18 protein-coding genes and 1 tRNA gene are annotated in these 19,014 nt (G+C 72.2%); 6 read left to right on the top strand and 13 right to left on the bottom strand.

The window, feature by feature from the left end; all coding sequences use genetic code 11:
- Nucleotides 1-17 precede the first annotated feature (17 nt).
- The 3 genes from glmU to QMG39_RS12580 form a co-directional block, all read right to left on the bottom strand.
- On the bottom strand, nucleotides 18-1,472 hold the full coding sequence (gene glmU, locus QMG39_RS12590; protein WP_281885492.1) for a bifunctional UDP-N-acetylglucosamine diphosphorylase/glucosamine-1-phosphate N-acetyltransferase GlmU: 1,455 nt from the start codon (nucleotides 1,470-1,472) through the stop codon (nucleotides 18-20).
- A 1-nt stretch (nucleotide 1,473) separates the two neighbouring features.
- Nucleotides 1,474-1,545, bottom strand: a tRNA-Gln gene (locus QMG39_RS12585).
- Nucleotides 1,546-1,628: 83 nt separating this feature from the next.
- A complete protein-coding gene (locus QMG39_RS12580; RefSeq protein WP_281885490.1) occupies nucleotides 1,629-2,138 on the bottom strand; it encodes a flavodoxin domain-containing protein in 510 nt (169 codons plus the stop codon).
- 132 nt (nucleotides 2,139-2,270) lie between these two features.
- Here QMG39_RS12580 and QMG39_RS12575 point away from each other — a divergent pair, with 132 nt between their 5' ends.
- Complete coding sequence (locus QMG39_RS12575) at nucleotides 2,271-2,774, top strand: MarR family winged helix-turn-helix transcriptional regulator (protein WP_281885488.1); 504 nt, start codon at nucleotides 2,271-2,273, stop codon at nucleotides 2,772-2,774.
- Nucleotides 2,775-2,807: 33 nt separating this feature from the next.
- Here the strand turns inward: QMG39_RS12575 and QMG39_RS12570 are convergent, their stop codons facing one another.
- Nucleotides 2,808-4,634, bottom strand: coding sequence for an ABC-F family ATP-binding cassette domain-containing protein (locus QMG39_RS12570; protein WP_281885486.1), 1,827 nt, complete (start codon nucleotides 4,632-4,634; stop codon nucleotides 2,808-2,810).
- 168 nt (nucleotides 4,635-4,802) lie between these two features.
- On the opposite strand from QMG39_RS12570, the gene QMG39_RS12565 reads away from it, so the two are divergent.
- Nucleotides 4,803-5,726 carry an endonuclease domain-containing protein gene (locus tag QMG39_RS12565; protein WP_281885484.1) on the top strand — a complete coding sequence of 308 codons (924 nt, stop codon included), beginning with the start codon at nucleotides 4,803-4,805 and terminating at the stop codon, nucleotides 5,724-5,726.
- 117 nt (nucleotides 5,727-5,843) lie between these two features.
- Here the strand turns inward: QMG39_RS12565 and QMG39_RS12560 are convergent, their stop codons facing one another.
- The 7 genes from QMG39_RS12560 to rsmI form a co-directional block, all read right to left on the bottom strand.
- Nucleotides 5,844-6,770: a 4-(cytidine 5'-diphospho)-2-C-methyl-D-erythritol kinase gene (locus QMG39_RS12560; RefSeq protein WP_281885482.1), complete on the bottom strand. Its 927-nt coding sequence runs from the start codon at nucleotides 6,768-6,770 to the stop codon at nucleotides 5,844-5,846.
- Nucleotides 6,771-6,779: 9 nt separating this feature from the next.
- A complete protein-coding gene (locus QMG39_RS12555; RefSeq protein WP_281885480.1) occupies nucleotides 6,780-7,313 on the bottom strand; it encodes a hypothetical protein in 534 nt (177 codons plus the stop codon).
- Between the two features lie 10 nt (nucleotides 7,314-7,323).
- Complete coding sequence (rsmA, locus tag QMG39_RS12550) at nucleotides 7,324-8,211, bottom strand: 16S rRNA (adenine(1518)-N(6)/adenine(1519)-N(6))-dimethyltransferase RsmA (RefSeq protein WP_281885478.1); 888 nt, start codon at nucleotides 8,209-8,211, stop codon at nucleotides 7,324-7,326.
- 22 nt (nucleotides 8,212-8,233) lie between these two features.
- Nucleotides 8,234-9,166, bottom strand: a complete 933-nt coding sequence (locus QMG39_RS12545; RefSeq protein WP_281885476.1) for a TatD family hydrolase — start codon at nucleotides 9,164-9,166, stop codon at nucleotides 8,234-8,236.
- Nucleotides 9,163-10,722, bottom strand: coding sequence for a methionine--tRNA ligase (gene metG / locus QMG39_RS12540; RefSeq protein WP_281885474.1), 1,560 nt, complete (start codon nucleotides 10,720-10,722; stop codon nucleotides 9,163-9,165). The genes QMG39_RS12545 and metG overlap by 4 nt, the downstream gene beginning before the upstream one ends.
- A gap of 42 nt (nucleotides 10,723-10,764) precedes the next feature.
- Nucleotides 10,765-11,862, bottom strand: a complete 1,098-nt coding sequence (locus tag QMG39_RS12535; protein WP_281885472.1) for an NADP-dependent oxidoreductase — start codon at nucleotides 11,860-11,862, stop codon at nucleotides 10,765-10,767.
- Nucleotides 11,863-11,961: 99 nt separating this feature from the next.
- Nucleotides 11,962-12,786: a 16S rRNA (cytidine(1402)-2'-O)-methyltransferase gene (gene rsmI, locus QMG39_RS12530; protein WP_281885470.1), complete on the bottom strand. Its 825-nt coding sequence runs from the start codon at nucleotides 12,784-12,786 to the stop codon at nucleotides 11,962-11,964.
- Between the two features lie 120 nt (nucleotides 12,787-12,906).
- Between rsmI and QMG39_RS12525 the strand changes: the two genes are divergently transcribed.
- Nucleotides 12,907-14,640: a dolichyl-phosphate-mannose--protein mannosyltransferase gene (locus QMG39_RS12525; RefSeq protein ID WP_281885468.1), complete on the top strand. Its 1,734-nt coding sequence runs from the start codon at nucleotides 12,907-12,909 to the stop codon at nucleotides 14,638-14,640.
- Here the strand turns inward: QMG39_RS12525 and QMG39_RS12520 are convergent.
- A complete protein-coding gene (locus QMG39_RS12520) occupies nucleotides 14,637-14,978 on the bottom strand; it encodes a hypothetical protein (protein ID WP_281885465.1) in 342 nt (113 codons plus the stop codon). The genes QMG39_RS12525 and QMG39_RS12520 overlap by 4 nt on opposite strands.
- A 183-nt stretch (nucleotides 14,979-15,161) precedes the next feature.
- Between QMG39_RS12520 and QMG39_RS12515 the strand changes: the two genes are divergently transcribed.
- From QMG39_RS12515 to QMG39_RS12505, 3 genes are all read left to right on the top strand, one after another.
- Nucleotides 15,162-15,713, top strand: a complete 552-nt coding sequence (locus QMG39_RS12515; protein ID WP_281885463.1) for a cysteine hydrolase family protein — start codon at nucleotides 15,162-15,164, stop codon at nucleotides 15,711-15,713.
- A gap of 210 nt (nucleotides 15,714-15,923) precedes the next feature.
- Entirely contained in the window at nucleotides 15,924-17,216 is a 1,293-nt protein-coding gene (locus QMG39_RS12510) for an O-acetylhomoserine aminocarboxypropyltransferase/cysteine synthase family protein (RefSeq protein ID WP_281885461.1), read from the top strand.
- Nucleotides 17,216-17,842, top strand: a complete 627-nt coding sequence (locus QMG39_RS12505; protein ID WP_373878329.1) for a CoA-binding protein — start codon at nucleotides 17,216-17,218, stop codon at nucleotides 17,840-17,842. The genes QMG39_RS12510 and QMG39_RS12505 overlap by 1 nt, the downstream gene beginning before the upstream one ends.
- Before the next feature lie 54 nt (nucleotides 17,843-17,896).
- Here QMG39_RS12505 and QMG39_RS12500 read toward each other — a convergent pair whose 3' ends face one another.
- Nucleotides 17,897-18,898 (bottom strand): calcium/sodium antiporter, encoded by a 1,002-nt coding sequence (locus tag QMG39_RS12500; RefSeq protein WP_281885459.1) that lies wholly within the window; start codon nucleotides 18,896-18,898, stop codon nucleotides 17,897-17,899.
- Between the last annotated feature and the right edge of the window lie 116 nt (nucleotides 18,899-19,014).

The following is a 19,014-nucleotide window of genomic DNA, read 5'->3' as shown; positions in this document are numbered from 1 at the left end:
GTGGTCCCTCCCCCGGCTCAGCCGGCGTCCGTCTCGTCGTCCGTCGCAGCGGGTGCCGCGGCCTCCGCCGCCTCCGCCGCGGCCGACCCGGGTCGATGCTGCTGCACCCACCCCGGCAGGTTGCGCTGGGGGGCGACGTTCACCGCGAGCGCGCCGGCCGGTACGTCCTTGCGCACGACCGTCCCCGCTCCCGTGTACGCTCCGTCGCCAATCCTAACGGGAGCGACGAACACGCCGTGGGAGCCGGTCCGCACGTGCGCGCCGACCTCGGAGTGGTGCTTGTTCACCCCGTCGTAGTTGGCGAAGATCGAGCCGGCGCCGATGTTCGCGCCCTCGCCGATCGTCGCGTCGCCCACGTACGACAGGTGCGGCACCTTGCTGCCCTCGCCGATCGTGGCGTTCTTCGTCTCGACGAACGTGCCGATCTTTCCGTCCGCGCCGAGCGCAGTGCCCGGGCGCAGGTACGAGAAGGGCCCGACGGATGCCCCGGCGCCGATGACCGACAGGGTGGCATCCGTTCGCTTGACCGTCGCCCCCGCGCCGACCTCGCAGTCGAGCAGCGTCGTGTCGGGTCCGATCACTGCGCCGGACTCGATGACGGTCGCGCCCTGGATGTGCGAGCCGGGCAGGATCGTCACGTCGGGCGCGATGCGCGCCTTGAGGTCGATCCAGGTGGAGGCCGGGTCCTGCACGGTGACGCCGTTCAGCTGCCAGCCGCGGATGATGAGGGCGTTCAGCCGGAGTGCGGCCTCGGAGAGCTGTGCGCGGTCGTTCACGCCGGCGACGAGCCACGGCTCCGACACCGGCACGGCCGACACCTCGGAGCCCGCGCGGCGCAGCAGCGCGATCATGTCGGTGAGGTACTTCTCGCCCTGCGCGTTGTCGGTGGTGAGGTTCGCGAGCTGGTCGCGCAGCTCCTGCACGCCGAAGGCGTACACCCCGGCGTTCGCCTCCTGCAGGGCGAGCTCCTCGCTCGTCGCATCCTTCTGCTCGACGATGCGGTCGAGCGCCCCCTCGGCGGTGCGCACGATGCGGCCGTAGCCCGTGGCGTCGTCGTAGACGGCCGAGAGCACGGATGCGACGCTGGTTGCGTCACGGTGGCGCTCGAGGAACCCGTGCAGCGTGCCCGCGTTCAACAGCGGCACGTCGCCGTTCAGCACGAGCACGTCGCCGTCGAAGTCGTCGGGCAGCGCGGCGACCGCCTGCTCGACGGCGCGGCCGGTGCCGGGCACCTCGTCCTGGTCGACGATGATCGCGTCGGGGTACTCGGCGAGGATCGCCTCGGCGACCTGGTCGCGCTCGTGCCGCACCACCGCGACGACGTACGCGGCGTCGAGCTCGCGCGCCGTGGCGAGCACGTGCGCGATCATCGGCGCGCCCGCGAGCGGGTGCAGCAGCTTCGGCGTGGCGGACTTCATGCGCGTGCCCTGCCCGGCGGCGAGGACGACGACGGCGAGCTTCTCATCGGTCATGCTCCGCCACCAGGATTCGAACCTGGACTTCACAGCTCCAAAGGCTGTCGTGCTGCCGTTACACCATGGCGGACCGCGCGCTCCCGCAGGCGGGCACGCGCGCGTCCAAGTCTGCCATGCGGGGGTGCGCGCGGCGGTGTCGGCGGGCGGGGTGGCTCAGGCCGGCAGCGCGTCGGCGATGCGGTCGGCCCAGGCGCGGATCTCGTCCCAGTCGCGGCGGTCGCGGAACTCCTCCGGGGTGTTCTCGAGCATCGAACGCTCCATGAAGTTGCCCGGATCCTCGGGCACACGGCCGCCGAAGACGACGTGCTCGCGCACGCCCAGCTCCTCGGCCTGCTCGATGACCTTCCGCGGCTCGAGCCACTTGTCCTCCTCGGGCGGCGCATCGGCCTTCGGCTCACCGATCGGACCGGAGCTGAAGACCCAGAACGGCATCGCCTCGAGACGCGCGCGCTCGTGCGAGAGGAAGTGCCGGGCCTCGCGGCGCCATCGGCCCAGGTACATGGCGCTGCCGAGCACGACCGCGTCGAAGCCCGCGGCGGTCGCGTGGCCCGCTTCCGTCGCCTCGGCGACGTGGCCCCGTGCGCGGAGTTCGTCGGCGATCGCCTCGGCGATCTCGGCGGTGGAGTGGTGCTTCGTCGCGTAGGCGACGAGGACGTGTGCCATGCCTCCAGACTGCCCCGGCCGGCGCGGGCGGCGGGGACCTTCGGCCCGCGGAGTTCGCCACTGACGCGTGTCGGCGTGCCCGTCAGCGCTGCGATCACCGAATGGACCCGTCCGACCCGCGATACTGGAGCAATGGCCGAGGCAGACGAGGTCGACCGCATCGTCGACGACTGGGAGCGCGAGCGCCCCGACCTCGACTTCGCGCCGCTGCAGGTGCTGAGCCGCGTCGCGCGCCTCGCGAAGCACCTCGACCGCGCCCGCCGCACCGCGTTCGCCCGTTCGGAGCTCGAGTCGTGGGAGTTCGACGTGCTCTCCGCGCTGCGCCGCGCCGGCGAGCCCTACCGCCTCTCACCCAAGGCGCTCCTGCAGCAGACGCTCGTCTCGAGCGGCACCATGACGAACCGCATCGACCGGCTCGTCGAGCGCGGGCTCGTGTCGCGCCAGACCGACCCGAACGACGGCCGCGGCATCCTCGTCGTCATGTCGACCGCCGGACTCAACCGCGTCGACGCCGCCATCACGCGCCTCGTCGACGCCGAGGCCGAGCTGCTCGGCTCACTGCCCGCCGCCGAGCGCAACCGACTCGCGAACCTGCTGCGCAAGCTCAGCCTCGGGTTCGACGAGCTGGGTACGTAGGTCTGCCCCGGGGCATCCGCTCGCCCTGCCGGTCTACGCCTCGAGCTGCTCGCTCAGCTCCAGCCACCGGGTCTCGAGGTCGGCGACGGATGCCTCGAGCTCACCGAGCTCCACAGTGAGCACGCCGAGCCCGGTGAAGTCCGTCTGGTCGTGCGCGGCCAGGCGCTCGTGCGCGTCGGCGATCTCGCGCTGCAGCTTCTCGAGCCGGCGGTCGATCGACGCGAGCTCCTTCTCGGCAGCGCGGCGCGCGGCGCCGGTGAGCGCCGATGCGACCGGCGTGGCGGGCGCCTGCGTGGTGGTCGCCGCGGCGACGGCGGACGCGCCGGCACCCGCATCCGTCGACCGCCTGCGCAGTTCGAGGTACTGCTCGACGCCACCGGGCAGGTGGCGGAGGTGGCCCTCCATGACGGCGTACTGCTGGTCGGTGACGCGCTCGACGAGGTAGCGGTCGTGGCTGACGACGAGGAGCGTGCCGGGCCAGGTGTCGAGGAGGTCCTCGATGGCGGCGAGCATGTCGGTGTCGAGGTCGTTGGTGGGCTCGTCGAGGATCAGCACGTTCGGCTCCTCGAGCAGGATGAGCAGCAGCTGCAGGCGCCGCTTCTGGCCGCCCGAGAGGTCCTTCACCGGGGTCGAGAGCTGCGCGCTTGTGAAGCCGAGGCGCTCGAGCAGCTGGCCGGGCGTGAGCTCGGTGCCGCCGGCGACGTAGCTCGACTTCTGGCGGCCGATGATCGCGCTGACGCGCTCGTCGCCGAGGCCCTCCAGCTCGTCGAGCTGCTGCGTGAGGCTCGCGATGCGCACCGTCTTGCCGCGCTTCACGCGTCCGCTCGTCGGCTCGACCGCGCCCGTGACGAGGCCCAGCAGCGTGGACTTGCCCGCACCGTTCACGCCGAGGATGCCGGTGCGCTCGCCCGGGGCGATGCGCCATTCGATGTCGCGCAGGATCTGGCGCGGCGTGCCGCTCGTGGCATCTGTCACCTCGACCCCGGCGTCGATCAGGTCGACGACGTCCTTGCCGAGGCGCGCGACCGCGAGGCTCGACAGCTCGACGCTGTCGCGCACCGGTGGCTCGCCCTCGATGAGCTGGTTCGCCGCCTCGATGCGGAACTTCGGCTTGCTCGTGCGGGCCGGGGCGCCGCGGCGCAGCCACGCGAGTTCCTTGCGGGCGAGGTTGCGGCGCTTGGCCTCGGATGCCGCCGCCATGCGATCGCGCTCGACGCGCTGCAGGATGTACGCCGCGTACCCGCCCTCGAACGGCTCGAGGATGCGGTCGTGCACCTCCCACGTCGCCGTGCACACCTCGTCGAGGAACCAGCGGTCGTGCGTGACGACGACGAACGCGCCCTGGCCGGCGGGCCATCTCGTCTTGATGTGCTGGGCGAGCCAGGCGATGCCCTCGACGTCGAGGTGGTTCGTCGGCTCGTCGAGGAAGAGCACGTCCCAGTCGCCGACGAGCAGCGCGGCGAGCGCGACGCGGCGCCGCTGCCCGCCGCTCAGGTCGCCGACGCGCGCCTGCCACGGGACGTCCGCGAGCAGCCCGCCGATCACGTCGCGCGTGCGTGCGTCGCCCGCCCACTCGTGCTCGTCGATGCCGCCGACGACCGCGTGCGCGACCGTGTGCTGCGGGTCGACGGTGTCGGCCTGGTCGAGCATGCCGACGCGGATGCCCCTGCGCCGCGTCACCCGCCCCGCATCCGGCTCCAGCCTGCCCGCGAGCAGCCGCAGCAGCGTCGACTTGCCGTCGCCGTTGCGCCCGACGATGCCGACCCGGTCGCCCTCGTCGAGCCCGATCGTCACCTCGTCGAAGACGACGCGGGTGGGGTACTCGAGGTGCAGCCGTTCGCCGCCGAGGAGGTGTGCCATGTCCGTCCGAGCCTACCCGCGCGCAAGAGCCGCCGAGCCTGCAGGATTCGTCGCTCTGAGCGCTGAGAACGACGAATTATGCAGGTTCGTGGCTGTGGACAACTGCGGGATTCGTGCGGGAACGGGGGATGGGGGCTCAGCGGGGCGCGGAAGGGTGAGGATGCCGAGATGCGACGTCCAGCTCAACTCCCCGATGCCATGCGACGTGCACCTGTGTCCGTGCGAGCGGCGGGCGAACTCGGGGTCAGCGCATCTCGTCTGCGGCGATCGGACATCCGGCGCCCCTACTTCGGCTCGGTCTCGCTGGCGGAGCCGACCGATGCGATGGACCGGATCCTCGCGTACGCCGCACGGATGCCGCCGACCCAATCGTTCTCGTATACCTCGGCGGCCACGCTCCTCGGGCTGCCGCTGCCGTCCCGAGCAGCGTCCGGGCCACTCCATGTGTCTGCGCCGAAGGGAGCCGGCCTCCCCCGATCTCGGGGGGTCGTTGGTCACGAGCTCAGGCGGGATCAGTCGCTGATCAGGGTAGGTGCGCACTCTCTGCGCAGCAGCACGCCGATCGACACGTGGTGCGAACTCGCCGGGGTTCTCGACCACAACGATCTCGTCGTGGTCGGCGACCATCTGATCACCGGCCACGCACCCGTCGGTGGCCCGCCCGGCCTGACCACGATGAGCGCGCTGCGTACTGCCGTCGCGGAGCGCGCAGGTGCGCGACACGTCCGGGCAATGCGTGGCGCACTCGACGATGTCCGCTTCGGCGCAGTCTCCCCCATGGAGACGAAGACCCGCCTCGTGCTGCTCGGCTCCGGGCTGCCCGAGCCCGCTTTGAACGTGCGTGTCTACTCGGGTGCAGTGCTCGTCGCGATCCTCGATCTCGCCTGGGAGAGGTGGAAGGTCGCGGTCGAGTACGACGGCGACGTGCACCGGGACCGGGAGCGATTCAAGCGCGACATCCTCCGGCGAGAGCGCCTCGAGGACCTGGGATGGGCCGTGGTCCAGCTGACCTCCGACGACCTGTTCCGCCGTACGCCCGAAACGGTCGCCCGCATCCGCGCCCGCCTACGAGCCCATGGCGCCCCGTGCTGACCTTCCGCTGCGCCGTCGCTGTCCCTCGGTGAGCCTGCACGATTCGTCGTTCTGAGCGCTGAGAACGACGAATCGTGCAGGCTCGGCGGCAGAAGGGGCGGGCGGGCGGGGCGGGCGTCAGGCGGGGAGGACGCGCGCGCCGGGGACGGGGCCGTGCGCGCGGATCGCGGTGAGGCGCGAGGCGGAGAGGGCGACCTGGAGCTCGAGGGCGGCGTCGGCGTCGGCCGCGAGGAACGCGACCGTGGGGCCCGAGCCGGAGACGAGGCCCGCGAGCGCGCCGTGGTCGGCGCCGAGCTGCAGGATGCCGCCGAGCCCGGGCGCGAGCTCGAGCGTCGCCGCCTGCAGGTCGTTGTGCAGGGCATCGGCGAGCCGAACCGGGTCTCCCGCCCGCAGCGCCTGCAGCACTGCCGCGTCGACCTCGGGCCGCCGCGACCCCGGCATGGCCCCGCCGCCGCGCTGGCGGTCGAGCTCCGAGTACACCGCGGGCGTCGAGATGCCGAACTCGGCGATCGCGAGCACCCAGTGGAACGAGCCGGTCGCGAGCGCGGGGCTCAGCCGGTCGCCGCGCCCGGTGCCGATCGCGGTGCCGCCGGCCAGCGAGAACGGCACGTCGGCCCCGAGCCGCGCGGCGAAGCCGTGCAGGTCCTCCTTCGAGAGCCCCAGCTCCCACAGCGCATCGCAGGCGACCAGGGCGGCCGCCGCATCCGCAGACCCGCCGCCCATGCCCCCGGCGATCGGCACGTGCTTGTCGATCGCCAGGTGCACGCCGGTGTCGACGCCCGCGTGCGCAGCCAGCATCCGCGCCGCCCGAATGGCGAGGTTGGTGTCGTCGACGGGCAGCCCCGACGTGTCGATCGACCCGCCGAAGGCGACCGAGATGTCCTCCGCCGGGTACGCCCGCACGTCCTCGTAGAGCGACACCGCCTGGTACGCCGTCGCGACGTCGTGGTACCCGTCGGGCTCCAGCCCGCCGACCCGCATGAAGAGGTTGATCTTGCCGGGCGCCCGCACGTGCACGACGGGGGTGGCTTCGGCGAGCGTCATGGCTCCAACCTATCCCGCGGCTCGCGCGAGCCAGGTCCGCAGCCGCTCCTTCACCTCGGCGAACCGCTCGCCGTCGGCCATGCGGCTCCAGGTGAGCGTGATCGACGTCTTCGCACCCCCGGGCGTGGCCTGCGCGGCGAGCTTTTCGCCGTCGTCGAGCTTCCAGCGGGCATTCGGATGCTTCGCCGTGCGGTTCTCGGCATCGGGCGCACGCCCGAGCTCGGCCGAGACCACCCGCACGGCCGCGTCCAGCGCCGCATCCGTCTCGAACGGCAGGGTCTTCGACACGGATGCCTCGAAGGTGCCGTCCTGCCGCTGGCCGGGCTGGCGGATGCCCCGGGCCTGCTGGTACCCGACGACGATGCCCTGCGTCCACCACGGGTCCACGTCGTGCCGGGCGACGAGCCACTTCACGGTCGCCGGGTGCGTCCACGACGCCGCGCCCGCCGCGTCGAGCACGGCGAACCAGCCCTCCCAGTCGCGCCCCGTCGCAGCCTCCAGCGCCTCCGCGCCCATCGCCTGCTGCATGCCCCCCACGGCCATGGGGCACACGCTACCGCGCGGCGCGGGCGACGGCGAGGAACTGGTCGATGCCGAGCTCCTCGCCACGGGCCTGGGGGTCGACGCCTGCGGCTTCGAGCACGGCGGATGCCTCGGAGCTGGTGCCGCCCAGCACGCCCGCGAGCGCCTGGCGGAGCATCTTGCGACGCTGCTGGAAGGCCGCGTCGATGATCGCGAACGTCCGCCGCCGCTCCTCCTCGGTGCCGGGCTCCTCCGCGCCGCGCGCGAACCCCACGAGCACCGAGTCGACGTTCGGCACGGGCCAGAACACGAGCCGCGAGACCTGGCCTGCGATGCGCCAGCCGCCGTACCAGGCGGCCTTCGCGCTGGGCGCGCCGTAGACCTTCGAACCGGGCGTCGCGGCGAGCCGGTAGCCGACCTCGGCCTGCACCATGACGATGCCGCTCGTGAGCGACGGGAAGTGCTCGAGCAGGTGCAGCAGCACGGGCACGGAGACGTTGTACGGCAGGTTCGCGACGAGGCGCTGCGGCGGGGCGGGCAGCTCGGTGACGCGCAGCGCGTCGGCGTGCACGACGTCGATGCGCGTGCCCGGCTGCATGAGCTGCACGGTGTGCGGGAGCTGCTCGGCGAGGCGGCCGTCGATCTCGACGGCGACCACGTGGGCGCCGGCCTCGAGCAGGCCGAGCGTGAGCGAGCCGAGCCCCGGGCCGACCTCGAGCACGACGTCGTCGCGCTCCACCTCGGCGAGCTGCACGATGCGGCGCACCGTGTTGGCGTCGTGCACGAAGTTCTGGCCGAGCTTCTTGGTGGGGCTCACGCCGAGGTAGCCGGCGAGCTCGCGGATCTCGGCGGGGCCGAGCAGCCGCGGCGCGGGCGCGGGCGCGCCGCCGTCGGATGCCTCGTGCCGATGCGCGTTCATCGTCCCCCCACGACCATGATGCTCACGTATTCCGCGAGGGCGATGCCGGGGGCGCGCCGTCCGGCGCCGAAACCGGCTCGGCGTCCCACCGCCCGTAGGCCCGCTCGGTGTTCGCCGCGATCTCCGCCGACAACTCGTCGACCGGAGCGCCGAGCACCTCGGCCATGAACCGCACGGTGTGCGGCACGAGGTAGGGCGCGTTCGGGCGCCCGCGGTTCGGGGCGGGCGTGAGGTAGGGGGCATCCGTCTCGACCATGACGAGTTCGCGGGGAGCAGCGCGCAGCCCCTCGCGCAGGTTCTCGGCGTTCTTGAACGTGACGTTGCCGGCGAACGACATGAACCAGCCGTGCTCGGCGCACACGGCGGCGAGCGCCGCGTCGCCCGAGAAGCAGTGGAACACCGTGCGCTCGGGCGCGCCGACCCGCAGCAGGGTCGCGACCACGTCGTCGTGCGCGTCGCGGTCGTGGATCTGCAGCGCGAGCCCGTGGCGCTTGGCGATGTCGATGTGCGCCTCGAAGGAGTGGAACTGCGCGTCGCGCCCGTCGTCACCGGTGCGGTACCAGTCGAGCCCGGTCTCCCCCACGGCGACGACCCGCGGCCGCCCAGCAAGCGCGTCGATCGTGGCCAGCGCCTCGTCGAGCGCCCCGGCGGCGGCGAGCTCCGGTGCATCGTTCGGGTGGATCGCCACCGCCGCGAGCACGCGCGCGTCGCGCGCAGCGAGCGCGGCCGACCACTCCGACGTCGCGACGTCGGTGCCGACCTGCACGACGCCCGCGATGCCGACCGCGCCGGCCCGGTCGAGATGTTCGGCCGGCGTGATCGGCATCGCGCCGTCGGCCACCTCGAGGTGCGTGTGGTTGTCGTAGACGGGCACCGCGAGCGGCTCGGGGGCCGCCGGGTACGCGGGCGACCCGCCGTCGCGAGCAGCCCGCGAACGCAGGTGACCGTCCGTCACGCCGCGCTCTCGATGCGCGGGAACAGCGGCTCGAGCGCGCCCACCGAGGACGCGCCGGCCCAGTCGGCCGCGCGGTCGATGCGCTGTGCCGAGACCTCGCCCGAGCCGCCGAGCGCCGACCACAGCTTCGCGGTCGCGACCGGCAGCACGGGCGCGAGCAGCACGGCGAGCGTGCCGAGGCCGCGGTACGCGGTGTGCAGCACGGTGCCGAGCCGCTCGCGCTGCTCCGGGTCCTTCGCCAGCGCCCACGGCTCCTGCTCGGTGATGTACCCGTTCAGCACGTCGACGAGCTCCCACACGCTGGCCAGCGCCTCGTGCGGCGCGAAGCGGTCGATCGCCGCCTGGGCGGCATCCGTCACCCGCCGTGCCGTGTCGAGCACGCGCTCGTCGGCCTCGGTCAGCTCGCCGGCGGCCGGCACCGAACCGTCGAAGTACCGCGTGATCATCGCGATCACGCGCGAGCCGAGGTTGCCGAAGCCGTTCGCGAGCTCGGCCTGGTAGCGCGCCGCGAGGTCCTCCCACGAGAACGAGCCGTCCTGGCCGAACGCGATCGCGCGCATGAAGTAGTAGCGGAATGCGTCGGACCCGAACGTCGACGTGATTTCCTCGGGCGCGATGCCGGTGAGCTTCGACTTCGACATCTTCTCGCCGCCGACGAGCAGCCAGCCGTGGCCGAAGACGCCCTTCGGCACGTCGAGCCCTGCGGCCATGAGCATGGCCGGCCAGATGACGGCGTGGAAGCGCAGGATGTCCTTGCCCACGATGTGGTGGGCCGGCCAGCGGCGCGCGAGCTCGGCGTCGTCGGCGCCGTACCCGACCGCGGTGATGTAGTTCAGCAGCGCGTCGAACCAGACGTAGACGACGTGCGACTCGTCCCACGGCACCTTCACGCCCCAGTCGAACGTCGAGCGCGAGATCGACAGGTCGCTGAGCCCCTGCTTCACGAACGAGACGACCTCGTTGCGCGCCGACTCGGGCTGCACGAAGTCGGGCCGCTCCTCGTAGAGCGCGAGCAGCTTGTCGGCGAACGCGGACATGCGGAAGAAGTAGTTCTTCTCGTTCAGCAGCTCGACCGGCTTGGAGTGGATGGCGCAGACCTGCTGGCCCTCGTACTCGCCCGTGCCGGCGATGAGGTCGGACGGCTGCTTGTACTCCTCGCAGCCGACGCAGTAGTACCCCTCGTACTCGCCGGTGTAGATGTGCCCCTCGTCGTAGAGCTTCTGGATGAACTTCCGCACGCCCTCCTCGTGGCGCTCATCGGTCGTGCGGATGAAGTCGTCGTTGGCGACGTCGATCGTGCCGAGCAGCGGGAACCACGACTCGGAGACGAGCTTGTCGGCCCACTCCTGCGGCGTCACGCCGTTGGCGGTCGCGGTGCGCAGGATCTTCTGGCCGTGCTCGTCGGTGCCGGTGAGCATCCAGGTGTCATCGCCCCGCTGCCGGTGCCAGCGCGCCAGCACGTCCGCCGCGACCTCCGTGTACGCGTGCCCGATGTGGGGCACGTCGTTGACGTAGAAGATGGGCGTGGTGATGTAGAACGAGGAGCCGTCGGCCATGCCCTCGATTCTATTGGGGCGACGGATGCCCCCAGACCCGTGTTACCTCGCGGCGGAGCGCCCTCCCCCGCCGCCGGCTCCGGCCACGCGATCGGCGTGCGACTTCGGGCTCGCGACCACCGGCGGCAGCTGCTCCTGCACCACCATGTGCTCGTGCTCGGTCGGCACGTCGAGCGTCGACTCCTGCTCCTTGATCGCCGGCCCGCGCACCTTCTGCCCGGCGTATTCCACGAGCTGCATGCCGATCACGATCTTGCCCGGCGCATCGCGCTTCTCCATCGCCCGGTAGGCGTCCTGCACGCGCTCGAGCGGGAAGATGTCGGCGACGGGCAGGCGGATCTGCCGCTGCTCGACGAGCCTCGCGACCCGTTCGAGCGTGACCATGTCGCCCGCGGCCGCCCGCCCCACGCCGCGCTCGTCGACCGCGTCCCAGTCGGTGAGCGTGGTGATGCGCTGCGGCGGCACGCCGAGCTCCTCGGCGGCGGCCACGTCGCCGGTGCCGAGGAAGTCGATGAACGCGTCGACGCCGCCCGGCGCCTCGGCCCGCACGCGGGCGGCGAGGTCGTCGCCGTAGGCGAGCGGGCGCACGCCGAGCTGCCGCAGGAAGTCGAACCGCTCGGGAATGGACGTGCCGAACACGGTCGCGCCCCGCAGCACGGCGAGCTGCGCGGCGATGCAGCCGAGCCCGCCCGCAGCGGCCGTGATCACGACCGTGTCGCCCTCGCCCACGCCGGTCTGGCGCAGCGCGCCCCACGCCGTGGTGCCGGCCACGTACAGCGAGCCCGCGACCTCCCACTCGACGTGCGGGGGCTTGCGCATGAGCTGCGACTCGGGCGCGACGACGAACGTCGCCTGGGCGCCCTCGGCCCATCCCATGACCGAGTCGTTCGGCTGGAAGCGCGTCACCCCCGGGCCGACCGCGGCGACGATGCCCGCGAGGTCGCGCCCCTCGCCCGCCGGGAAGCTGACCGGCGATCGATCGGGGTGCACGCCGCGGCGACGAGCGGTCTCGACCGGGTTCACCCCGGATGCGACCACCTCGACGAGCACTTCACCCGGGCCGGGCCTGGGCGCATCGATGTCGACGACCTCGAGCACTTCCGGGCCGCCGAACCTGTTGAACTGAACTGCCTGTGCCATCACGCACCTCCAACTTGCGTTGTCCGGTGCCTCCACCCCCTATTGTCCCCCTTTCGAGGGCCATCGGGCTGGGAATCGGTGGAGATTCGCGAGGGACGCTCAGCGACCGTCGCGCGCGGCGAGCGCGGCCTCGTACAGCTCGCGCTTGCCGAGCCCCGTGTCGGCCGCGACCTCGGCGGCCGCGTGCTTCAGGCGTTCCCCGCCGGCGACGAGCGCCTGCACGCGGGCAAGGGCCTCCGCGGCATCCGCCTGCTTCGGCTCGGCCCCGGCGACGACGATGCAGATCTCGCCGCGCACGCCGTGCCCGGCCCACTCCGCGAGCTCGTCGAGCGGGCCGCGGCGCACCTCCTCGTGCAGCTTGGTGAGCTCGCGGGCGACCGCGGCGCGACGGTCGCCGCCGAACGCCTCGGCGAGGTCGGCGAGCCCGGCGTGGATTCGGCTCGGCGCCTCGAAGAAGACGAGCGTGCGCGGGTCGTCGGCGAGGTCGGCGAGCCGACGTGCGCGGTCGCCGTGCTTGCGCGGCAGGAACCCCTCGAACGCGAACCGGTCGGTCGGCAGGCCCGAGAGCGCGAGGGCGGTCACCACGGCGCTCGGTCCGGGGATGCAGGTGACCTGGACGTCCGCCGCGATGGCCGCCTCCACGAGCGGGAAGCCCGGGTCGGAGACCGTGGGCATGCCCGCGTCGGTCAGCACCAGCACGTCGGAATCGCGCGCGTGGTCGACGATCTCGGCGGCGCGGGCGCGCTCGTTGTGCTCGTGCAGCGGGATGAGGCGCGGCCGGTTCGCGATGCCGAGCGCCGCGAGCAGCCGCTGCGTGACGCGGGTGTCCTCGGACGCCACCACGGTCGCCTGTGCGAGCGCGTCGCGCAGCCTGGGCGAGGCGTCGCCGAGGTTGCCGATCGGTGTGGCGGCGAGGATGATCACGCCCCCAGTCTGCCCGACCGCGGGGCGCTGGCGAGCGGATGCCTCCGGCGAGCGCCGTGCCCGCCGAGCCCCCGCGGTGCGTGACCGCGCCGCAACACGCGTGGCCTAGCATGATGCCCGATGGCAGCCGAGGACGCCGACGGCCCGGACACGGGCGCGGCCGAGGCGCGCCCCGACGGCCCGGCACGGCGGGAGCCCCCGGTTCCCGGACTCGCGCTGCCCGAGTCGATGCTGGTCACCCGCGACGCCCGCGCCGCCGAGGGCGCGGCCGGCTCCGGGGCATCCGACGATGACGACGACCTGCGCGGCAGCGCGCTCGACGCCTGGTGGGAGCGCGTGGTCTCGACCCCGGCCCGCCGGTGGCTCTGGTACTGGGGCGCGCCGATCGCCGTGACGCTCGTCGCCGCGGTGCTGCGGTTCTGGAACCTCGGGCACCCGCAGCAGATCATCTTCGACGAGACGTACTACGTGAAGGACGCGTGGACGCTCTGGAACCTCGGCTACGAGGCGCGCTGGCCCGAGGGGGCCGACGAGGGGTTCGCGAACGGGGAGAACGACACCTACCTCGAGGAGGGGTCGTACGTCGTGCACCCGCCGCTCGGGAAGTGGCTGATCGGGCTCGGCATGGCCGCGTTCGGCGCCGAGGCCGCCTTCTGGTGGCGGGCGACGACGGCGCTCGCCGGCACCATCGCGGTGTTCGTCGTGATGATGGTCGCGCGCCGGCTCACGGGCTCGACCGTGGCGGCGGTGTTGACCGGGCTGTTCCTGGCGATCGACGGCAACGCGATCGTGATGTCGCGCGTCGCGCTGCTCGACGGCTGGCTCATGCTGTTCGCGCTGCTCGGGTTCTGGTTCGTCGTGCTCGATCGCGACTGGACCTGGCAGCGCCTCTCGCACCGGGTCGTCGCGGCGCGCTCGGGCAGCCGCGAGTCGGCGGTCGGCCCCGCGATGTGGAACCGGCCCTGGGTGATCGCCGCCGGGGCCGCGTTCGGTGCGGCCTGTGCGGTGAAGTGGTCCGGCGTCTGGTTCCTCGCGGCGTTCGGCCTGTACCTCGTGCTCGTCGACTCGCTGGCCCGGCGACGCCTCGGCGTGCCGTTCTGGCTGAGCGGCGGCATCCTGAAGCAGGGCCCTATCACGTTCCTGCTGCTCGTGCCGGTCGCCTTCGTCGTCTACCTCGCGAGCTGGACCGGATGGCTCCTGACCGACGGCGGCTACTACCGCGACTGGGCCGACGACCCCGCCAACGCGATCGGTGCGCAGCTCGAGTGGATACCACCGGCGATCCAGTCGCTCTGGCACTACCACGAGTCGGCGTACGGCTACCACGTGGGGCTGGCCTCGGAGCATCCGTGGCAGTCGAGCCCGTTGACCTGGCTGCTGATGATCCGCCCCGTCGCGATGTACCTGTCCTTCGCGTCGGATGCCTGTGAGGCCGACGACTGCCGGGAGGTCATCACGGGCCTCGGCAACCCGCTGCTCTGGTGGGGCGCGCTGCTCGCGGTCGGGTACCTGCTGTACCGCCTCGTGCGGTACCGCGAGTGGCAGGTCGCGGCGATCCTGGTGGGCGCGGGCGCCGGGTACCTGCCGTGGCTGGCGTACCTCGACCGCACGGTGTTCCAGTTCTACTCGATCGCGTTCCAGCCGTTCACGTTCCTCGCGCTCGGCTACGCGGCGCACTGCATCCTCGGCAGCCGCGACGACCCGTGGTGGAAGCGCGACCGCGGCATCGGCGTGATCGCGGTCTACACGGTGTTCGTCGTGCTCGTCTCGGCGTTCTTCTACCCGATGTGGACCGGCATCCCCATGCTCGAGACGTTCTGGCGGCTCCACCTCTGGCTCCCCGGCTGGAGCTAGGTCTCGTTCGACGCAGCAGCCCGGTCGCTCGCCTGTGCACCATGCTGATCCCAGTGGATGACTGCAGCCACGGAGTTCCGGGCGGCGCGCATCGCGGCTTCGATCGTCGAGTAACCCACGGAGTCCGGCCACGTCGGCTCAGTCGAGTCACCGGCGTGGCGGAAGCGCACGTAGTACAGCAGGCCGCCCTCGCCGAGTGGACTCGATTCTTCGTCGGCCTCCAACTGCCCATCAGCCTTCGCGAGCTCGAACCAGAAATCGAAGGGCAGGCCGACGATGTCGACCGGCTGCATCACCGCGTTGGCGTAGAGCCAGTGCCCACTCCTGACGATCTGCACTGGGCAAGCTTGGCAGAGACCGGGTTGCACAATTCAGGAAGCCTGAACGGCCCGCCGCGCATCCCACCGGTATCCCGGCCGCATCAGGCCGATTCCGGCCGTCCTGCCCCGACTTCCAGCCAATTCTTGCGCGGCGCCAGCCGCACCTCCTGAAAAGTGCCCCATACCGCAGAGGATGGGGGCATGGCGGAGGACGAGACGGCCCTGATCGTGATCGATGTGCAGCAGGGGTTCGACGACCCGCGGTGGGGACCGCGCAACGCGCCCGGCGCCGAGGCGAACATCGAGCGGCTGCTGACTGCATGGGCGGATGCCTCGCGGCCGGTCGTGCTCGTGCGCCACGACTCGGTCGAGAACGCGTCGCCGCTGCGTCCGGGGCAGCCGGGCAACGACCTGCGCCCGTTCGTGGCCGGTGCGGCGCACGAGCTGCTCGTCACGAAGCACGTGAACTCGGCCTTCCACGGCGAGCCCGACCTCGAGGGGTGGCTGCGGGCCCGGGGCATCCGGCGCATCGTGCTCTGCGGCGTGCAGACGAACCAGTGCGTCGAGACGACCGCGCGCGTCGGCGGCAACCTCGGCTTCGACGTGACCGTCGCGCTCGACGCGACCCACACGTTCGACCTCGAGGGCCCCGCGGGCATGCGCCTGACGGCCGACGAGCTCGCCACGGCCACGGCCGTGAACCTCCAGGGCGGCGGCTTCGCCCGCATCGCCGCCACCGACGACCTCGTCTGACCCCGAACGGGCAGCACCTCCTGTGCGCGGATGCGGAGATCCGCGGTGACACGCCGCCACAGACACGGCGCCATCGGCGTGTCGCGCGGCATCTCCGCATCCGCGCACACGGCCGGGCCGCGCGGTCGCCACGGGCCCGAGCGGCCCTCGCGTTTCGCCCGATTACGCGGGCGTCCGGCGCCGCCCGCGCCCGCCGCTAGGTTGGTCCGCATGGCAGACCGCGAATACGGCTTCAAGACGCGTGCGATCCACGCCGGGAACATCCCCGACGCGGTGCACGGCAGCAGGGCGCTGCCCATCCACCAGTCGACGGCGTTCGTCTTCGACGACACCGCGGATGCGGCCGCCCGATTCGCGCTGCAGAAGTACGGCAACATCTACTCGCGCCTCGCGAACCCCACGGTGGCGAGCTTCGAGGAGCGCGTCGCGAGCCTCGAAGGCGGCCTCGGCGCGGTCGCCACGGCGAGCGGCCTGAGCGCGCAGTACATCACCTTCGCGAGCCTCGCCGGGGCGGGCGACCACATCGTGGCATCCGCCAACCTCTACGGCGGCTCGATCACCCAGCTCGACGTGACGCTGCGCCGCTTCGGCATCGAGACCACCTTCGTGCAGTCCTCCGACCCGGCCGACTACGCCGCCGCGATCACCGACCAGACCAAGGCGCTGTTCGTCGAGACCGTCGCGAACCCGTCGGGCGAGATCGCCGACCTCGAGGGCCTCGCCGACGTCGCCCGCGCTGCCGGCGTGCCGTTCATCGTCGACTCGACCATCGCGACCCCGTACCTCAACCGCCCGATCGAGTGGGGCGCCGACATCGTCACCCACTCGGCCACGAAGTTCATCGGCGGCCACGGCACGACCCTCGGCGGCGTGGTCGTCGAGTCGGGCCGGTTCGACTGGCACTCCGACAAGTTCCCGCTGTTCAACCAGCCCGTGCCGAGCTACGGCGGGCTGCAGTGGAACGGCAACTTCGGCGAGTACGCCTTCCTCACCCGGCTCCGCGCCGAGCAGCTGCGCGACATCGGCCCGGCGCTCAGCCCGCACAGCGCGTTCCTGCTCGCGCAGGGCGTCGAGACCCTGCCGTACCGCATCCAGGCGCACGTCGACAACGCCCGCGCCGTCGCCGAGTGGCTCGAGCAGGACGACCGCGTCTCGCAGGTCTGGTGGGCCGGCCTGCCGAACCACCCGCACCACGACCGCGCGCAGAAGTACCTGCCGAAGGGCCCGGGCTCGGTGTTCAGCTTCGAGGTGAAGGGCGGTCGCGCGGTCGGCCAGAAGCTCATCGAGTCGGTGAACCTGGCGAGCCACCTCGCCAACATCGGCGACGCGAAGACGCTCATCATCCACCCCGCGTCGACCACGCACGCGCAGCTCACCGAGCAGCAGCTCGTGGACGCCGGCGTGCTCCCGGGCGTCGTGCGGATTAGCGTGGGCATCGAAGACGTTGAGGACATCATCGACGATCTCGACCAGGCCCTCGCGGCCGCGACCGGAGGCGAATGATGAGCACGGTGACGGATGCCACGACGGCGACGGATGCCACGGGCACGACCGCGGCCTCGAACGACGACCTGGAGACGGTGCGCCTGGTCAACGGCCTGAGCTGCGAGATGCCGGCGAACTCGCCGCTGGCGAAGCTGCTGCGCTCGCAGCGCACGTGGGAGGGTCCCGACGCGAAGGAACGCCTCGGCATCCTCCGGAAGGCGAAGTCGGTCGCGATCGTCGGCGCCTCGTCGAACCCGGCCCGGTCGAGCTACTTCGTGGCGACCTACCTGCTGCAGTCGACCGACTACCGCGTCTACTTCGTGAACCCGAACGCGACCGAGATCCTCGGCCAGCCGGTCTACCCCGACCTGGCATCGCTGCCCGAGGTGCCCGACATCGTCGACGTGTTCCGCCGCGGCAGCGACATCCCCAGCGTGATCGACGACGTCGTCGCGGCAGGCGCGAAGACCATCTGGGTGCAGCTCGGCATCTGGAACCAGGACGCCGCGTACTACGGCGAGGAGCAGGGACTGACCGTGGTCATGGACCGCTGCCTCAAGGTCGAGCACGCCCGCTTCAACGGCGGCCTGCACCTGCTCGGCTTCGACACCGGCCAGATCACGAGCCGCAAGACGGTGCGCTGACGGCACGCTGAGCGCCGGGCGGACGCCGGCGGCGGGGCATCCGCTCGCCTCGCCCTAGGTGCGCGCGATCAGCAGGTACGCGAGGTAGACGAAGTACGCCGTCACGAACGCCGCGCCCTCGAGCCGGCGGATGCGGTTGCCGCTGACGAAGACCGGGATGCACGCGACGGCCGTCGCGACCATGACGGGCAGGTCGACCCGGATGATCTCGGGCTCGATGCCGATCGGCGCGGGCGAGACCACCACGGTGAGTCCGAGCACGAGCGCGAGGTTGTAGATGCTGCTGCCGAGCAGGTTGCCGATCGCGAGGTCGCGCACGCCGCGGATGAGCGCCACGACCGCCGTGGCGAGCTCGGGCGCCGACGTGCCGAGCGCGACGATCGTGAGGCCGATGACGGCCTCGGAGACGCCGAGCGCGGTCGCGATGTCGACGGCGCCCGACACCAGCCAGTCGGCGCCGACCAGGATCACCGCGAGCCCGCCGACCACGTACGCCGCGTCGCGCACCGCCTTCCACGGTGACGGCCGCGGCGGGTGCACGAAGATGATGCTCCCGGTCTCGGTGCGGGTGGTCATCGCCTCCCGGCGGGCACGACGGGCGGATGCCGCCTGGTGGCGAGCCCCGCGCACGATGACCGTCGCGTAGGCGACGCCGACGAGCAGCAGCACGCCGCCATCGATGCGCCCGTACGTCCCGTCGAGCGCGAGCAGCAGCGCGAGCACGCTCACGCCCACCATCGTGGGCAGGTCGACGCGGAGCGTGGCCGCCGTCACCTTCACCGGCCGCACGAGCGCGACGAGGCCGAGGATCAGCAGGATGTTGAGGATGTTCGTGCCGGCGATGTTGCCGACCACGAGCGCGCCGCTGCCCTGCACAGCGGCGTCGATGCCGATCGCGAGCTCGGGCACGCTCGTGCCGAACGCGACGACGGTGACGCCGACGACCATGGGCGAGACGCCGAGCCGCTCGGCGAGGCGCGATCCGCCGCGCACCAGCAGTTCGGCGCCCACGACGAGGGCGACCAGACCGGCGAGGAACGCGACGACGGGAGGCATGGCGCGTCAGCGGCCCGGAGGGGCGGGGTCGCGACGCATCGGCATGCGCCCAGCCTAGGCACAGCCGTTCCCGGCTCGAGGCGTCACCGGTCCCGGCGACGTGACTCTCGGCTCAC

Origin of the sequence: Agromyces rhizosphaerae (genome assembly GCF_027925245.1) — a bacterium.
GTDB lineage: Bacteria > Actinomycetota > Actinomycetes > Actinomycetales > Microbacteriaceae > Agromyces > Agromyces rhizosphaerae.
Note: the sequence above shows the minus strand (reverse complement) of the source record. Positions and strands in the feature narration are given on the sequence as shown.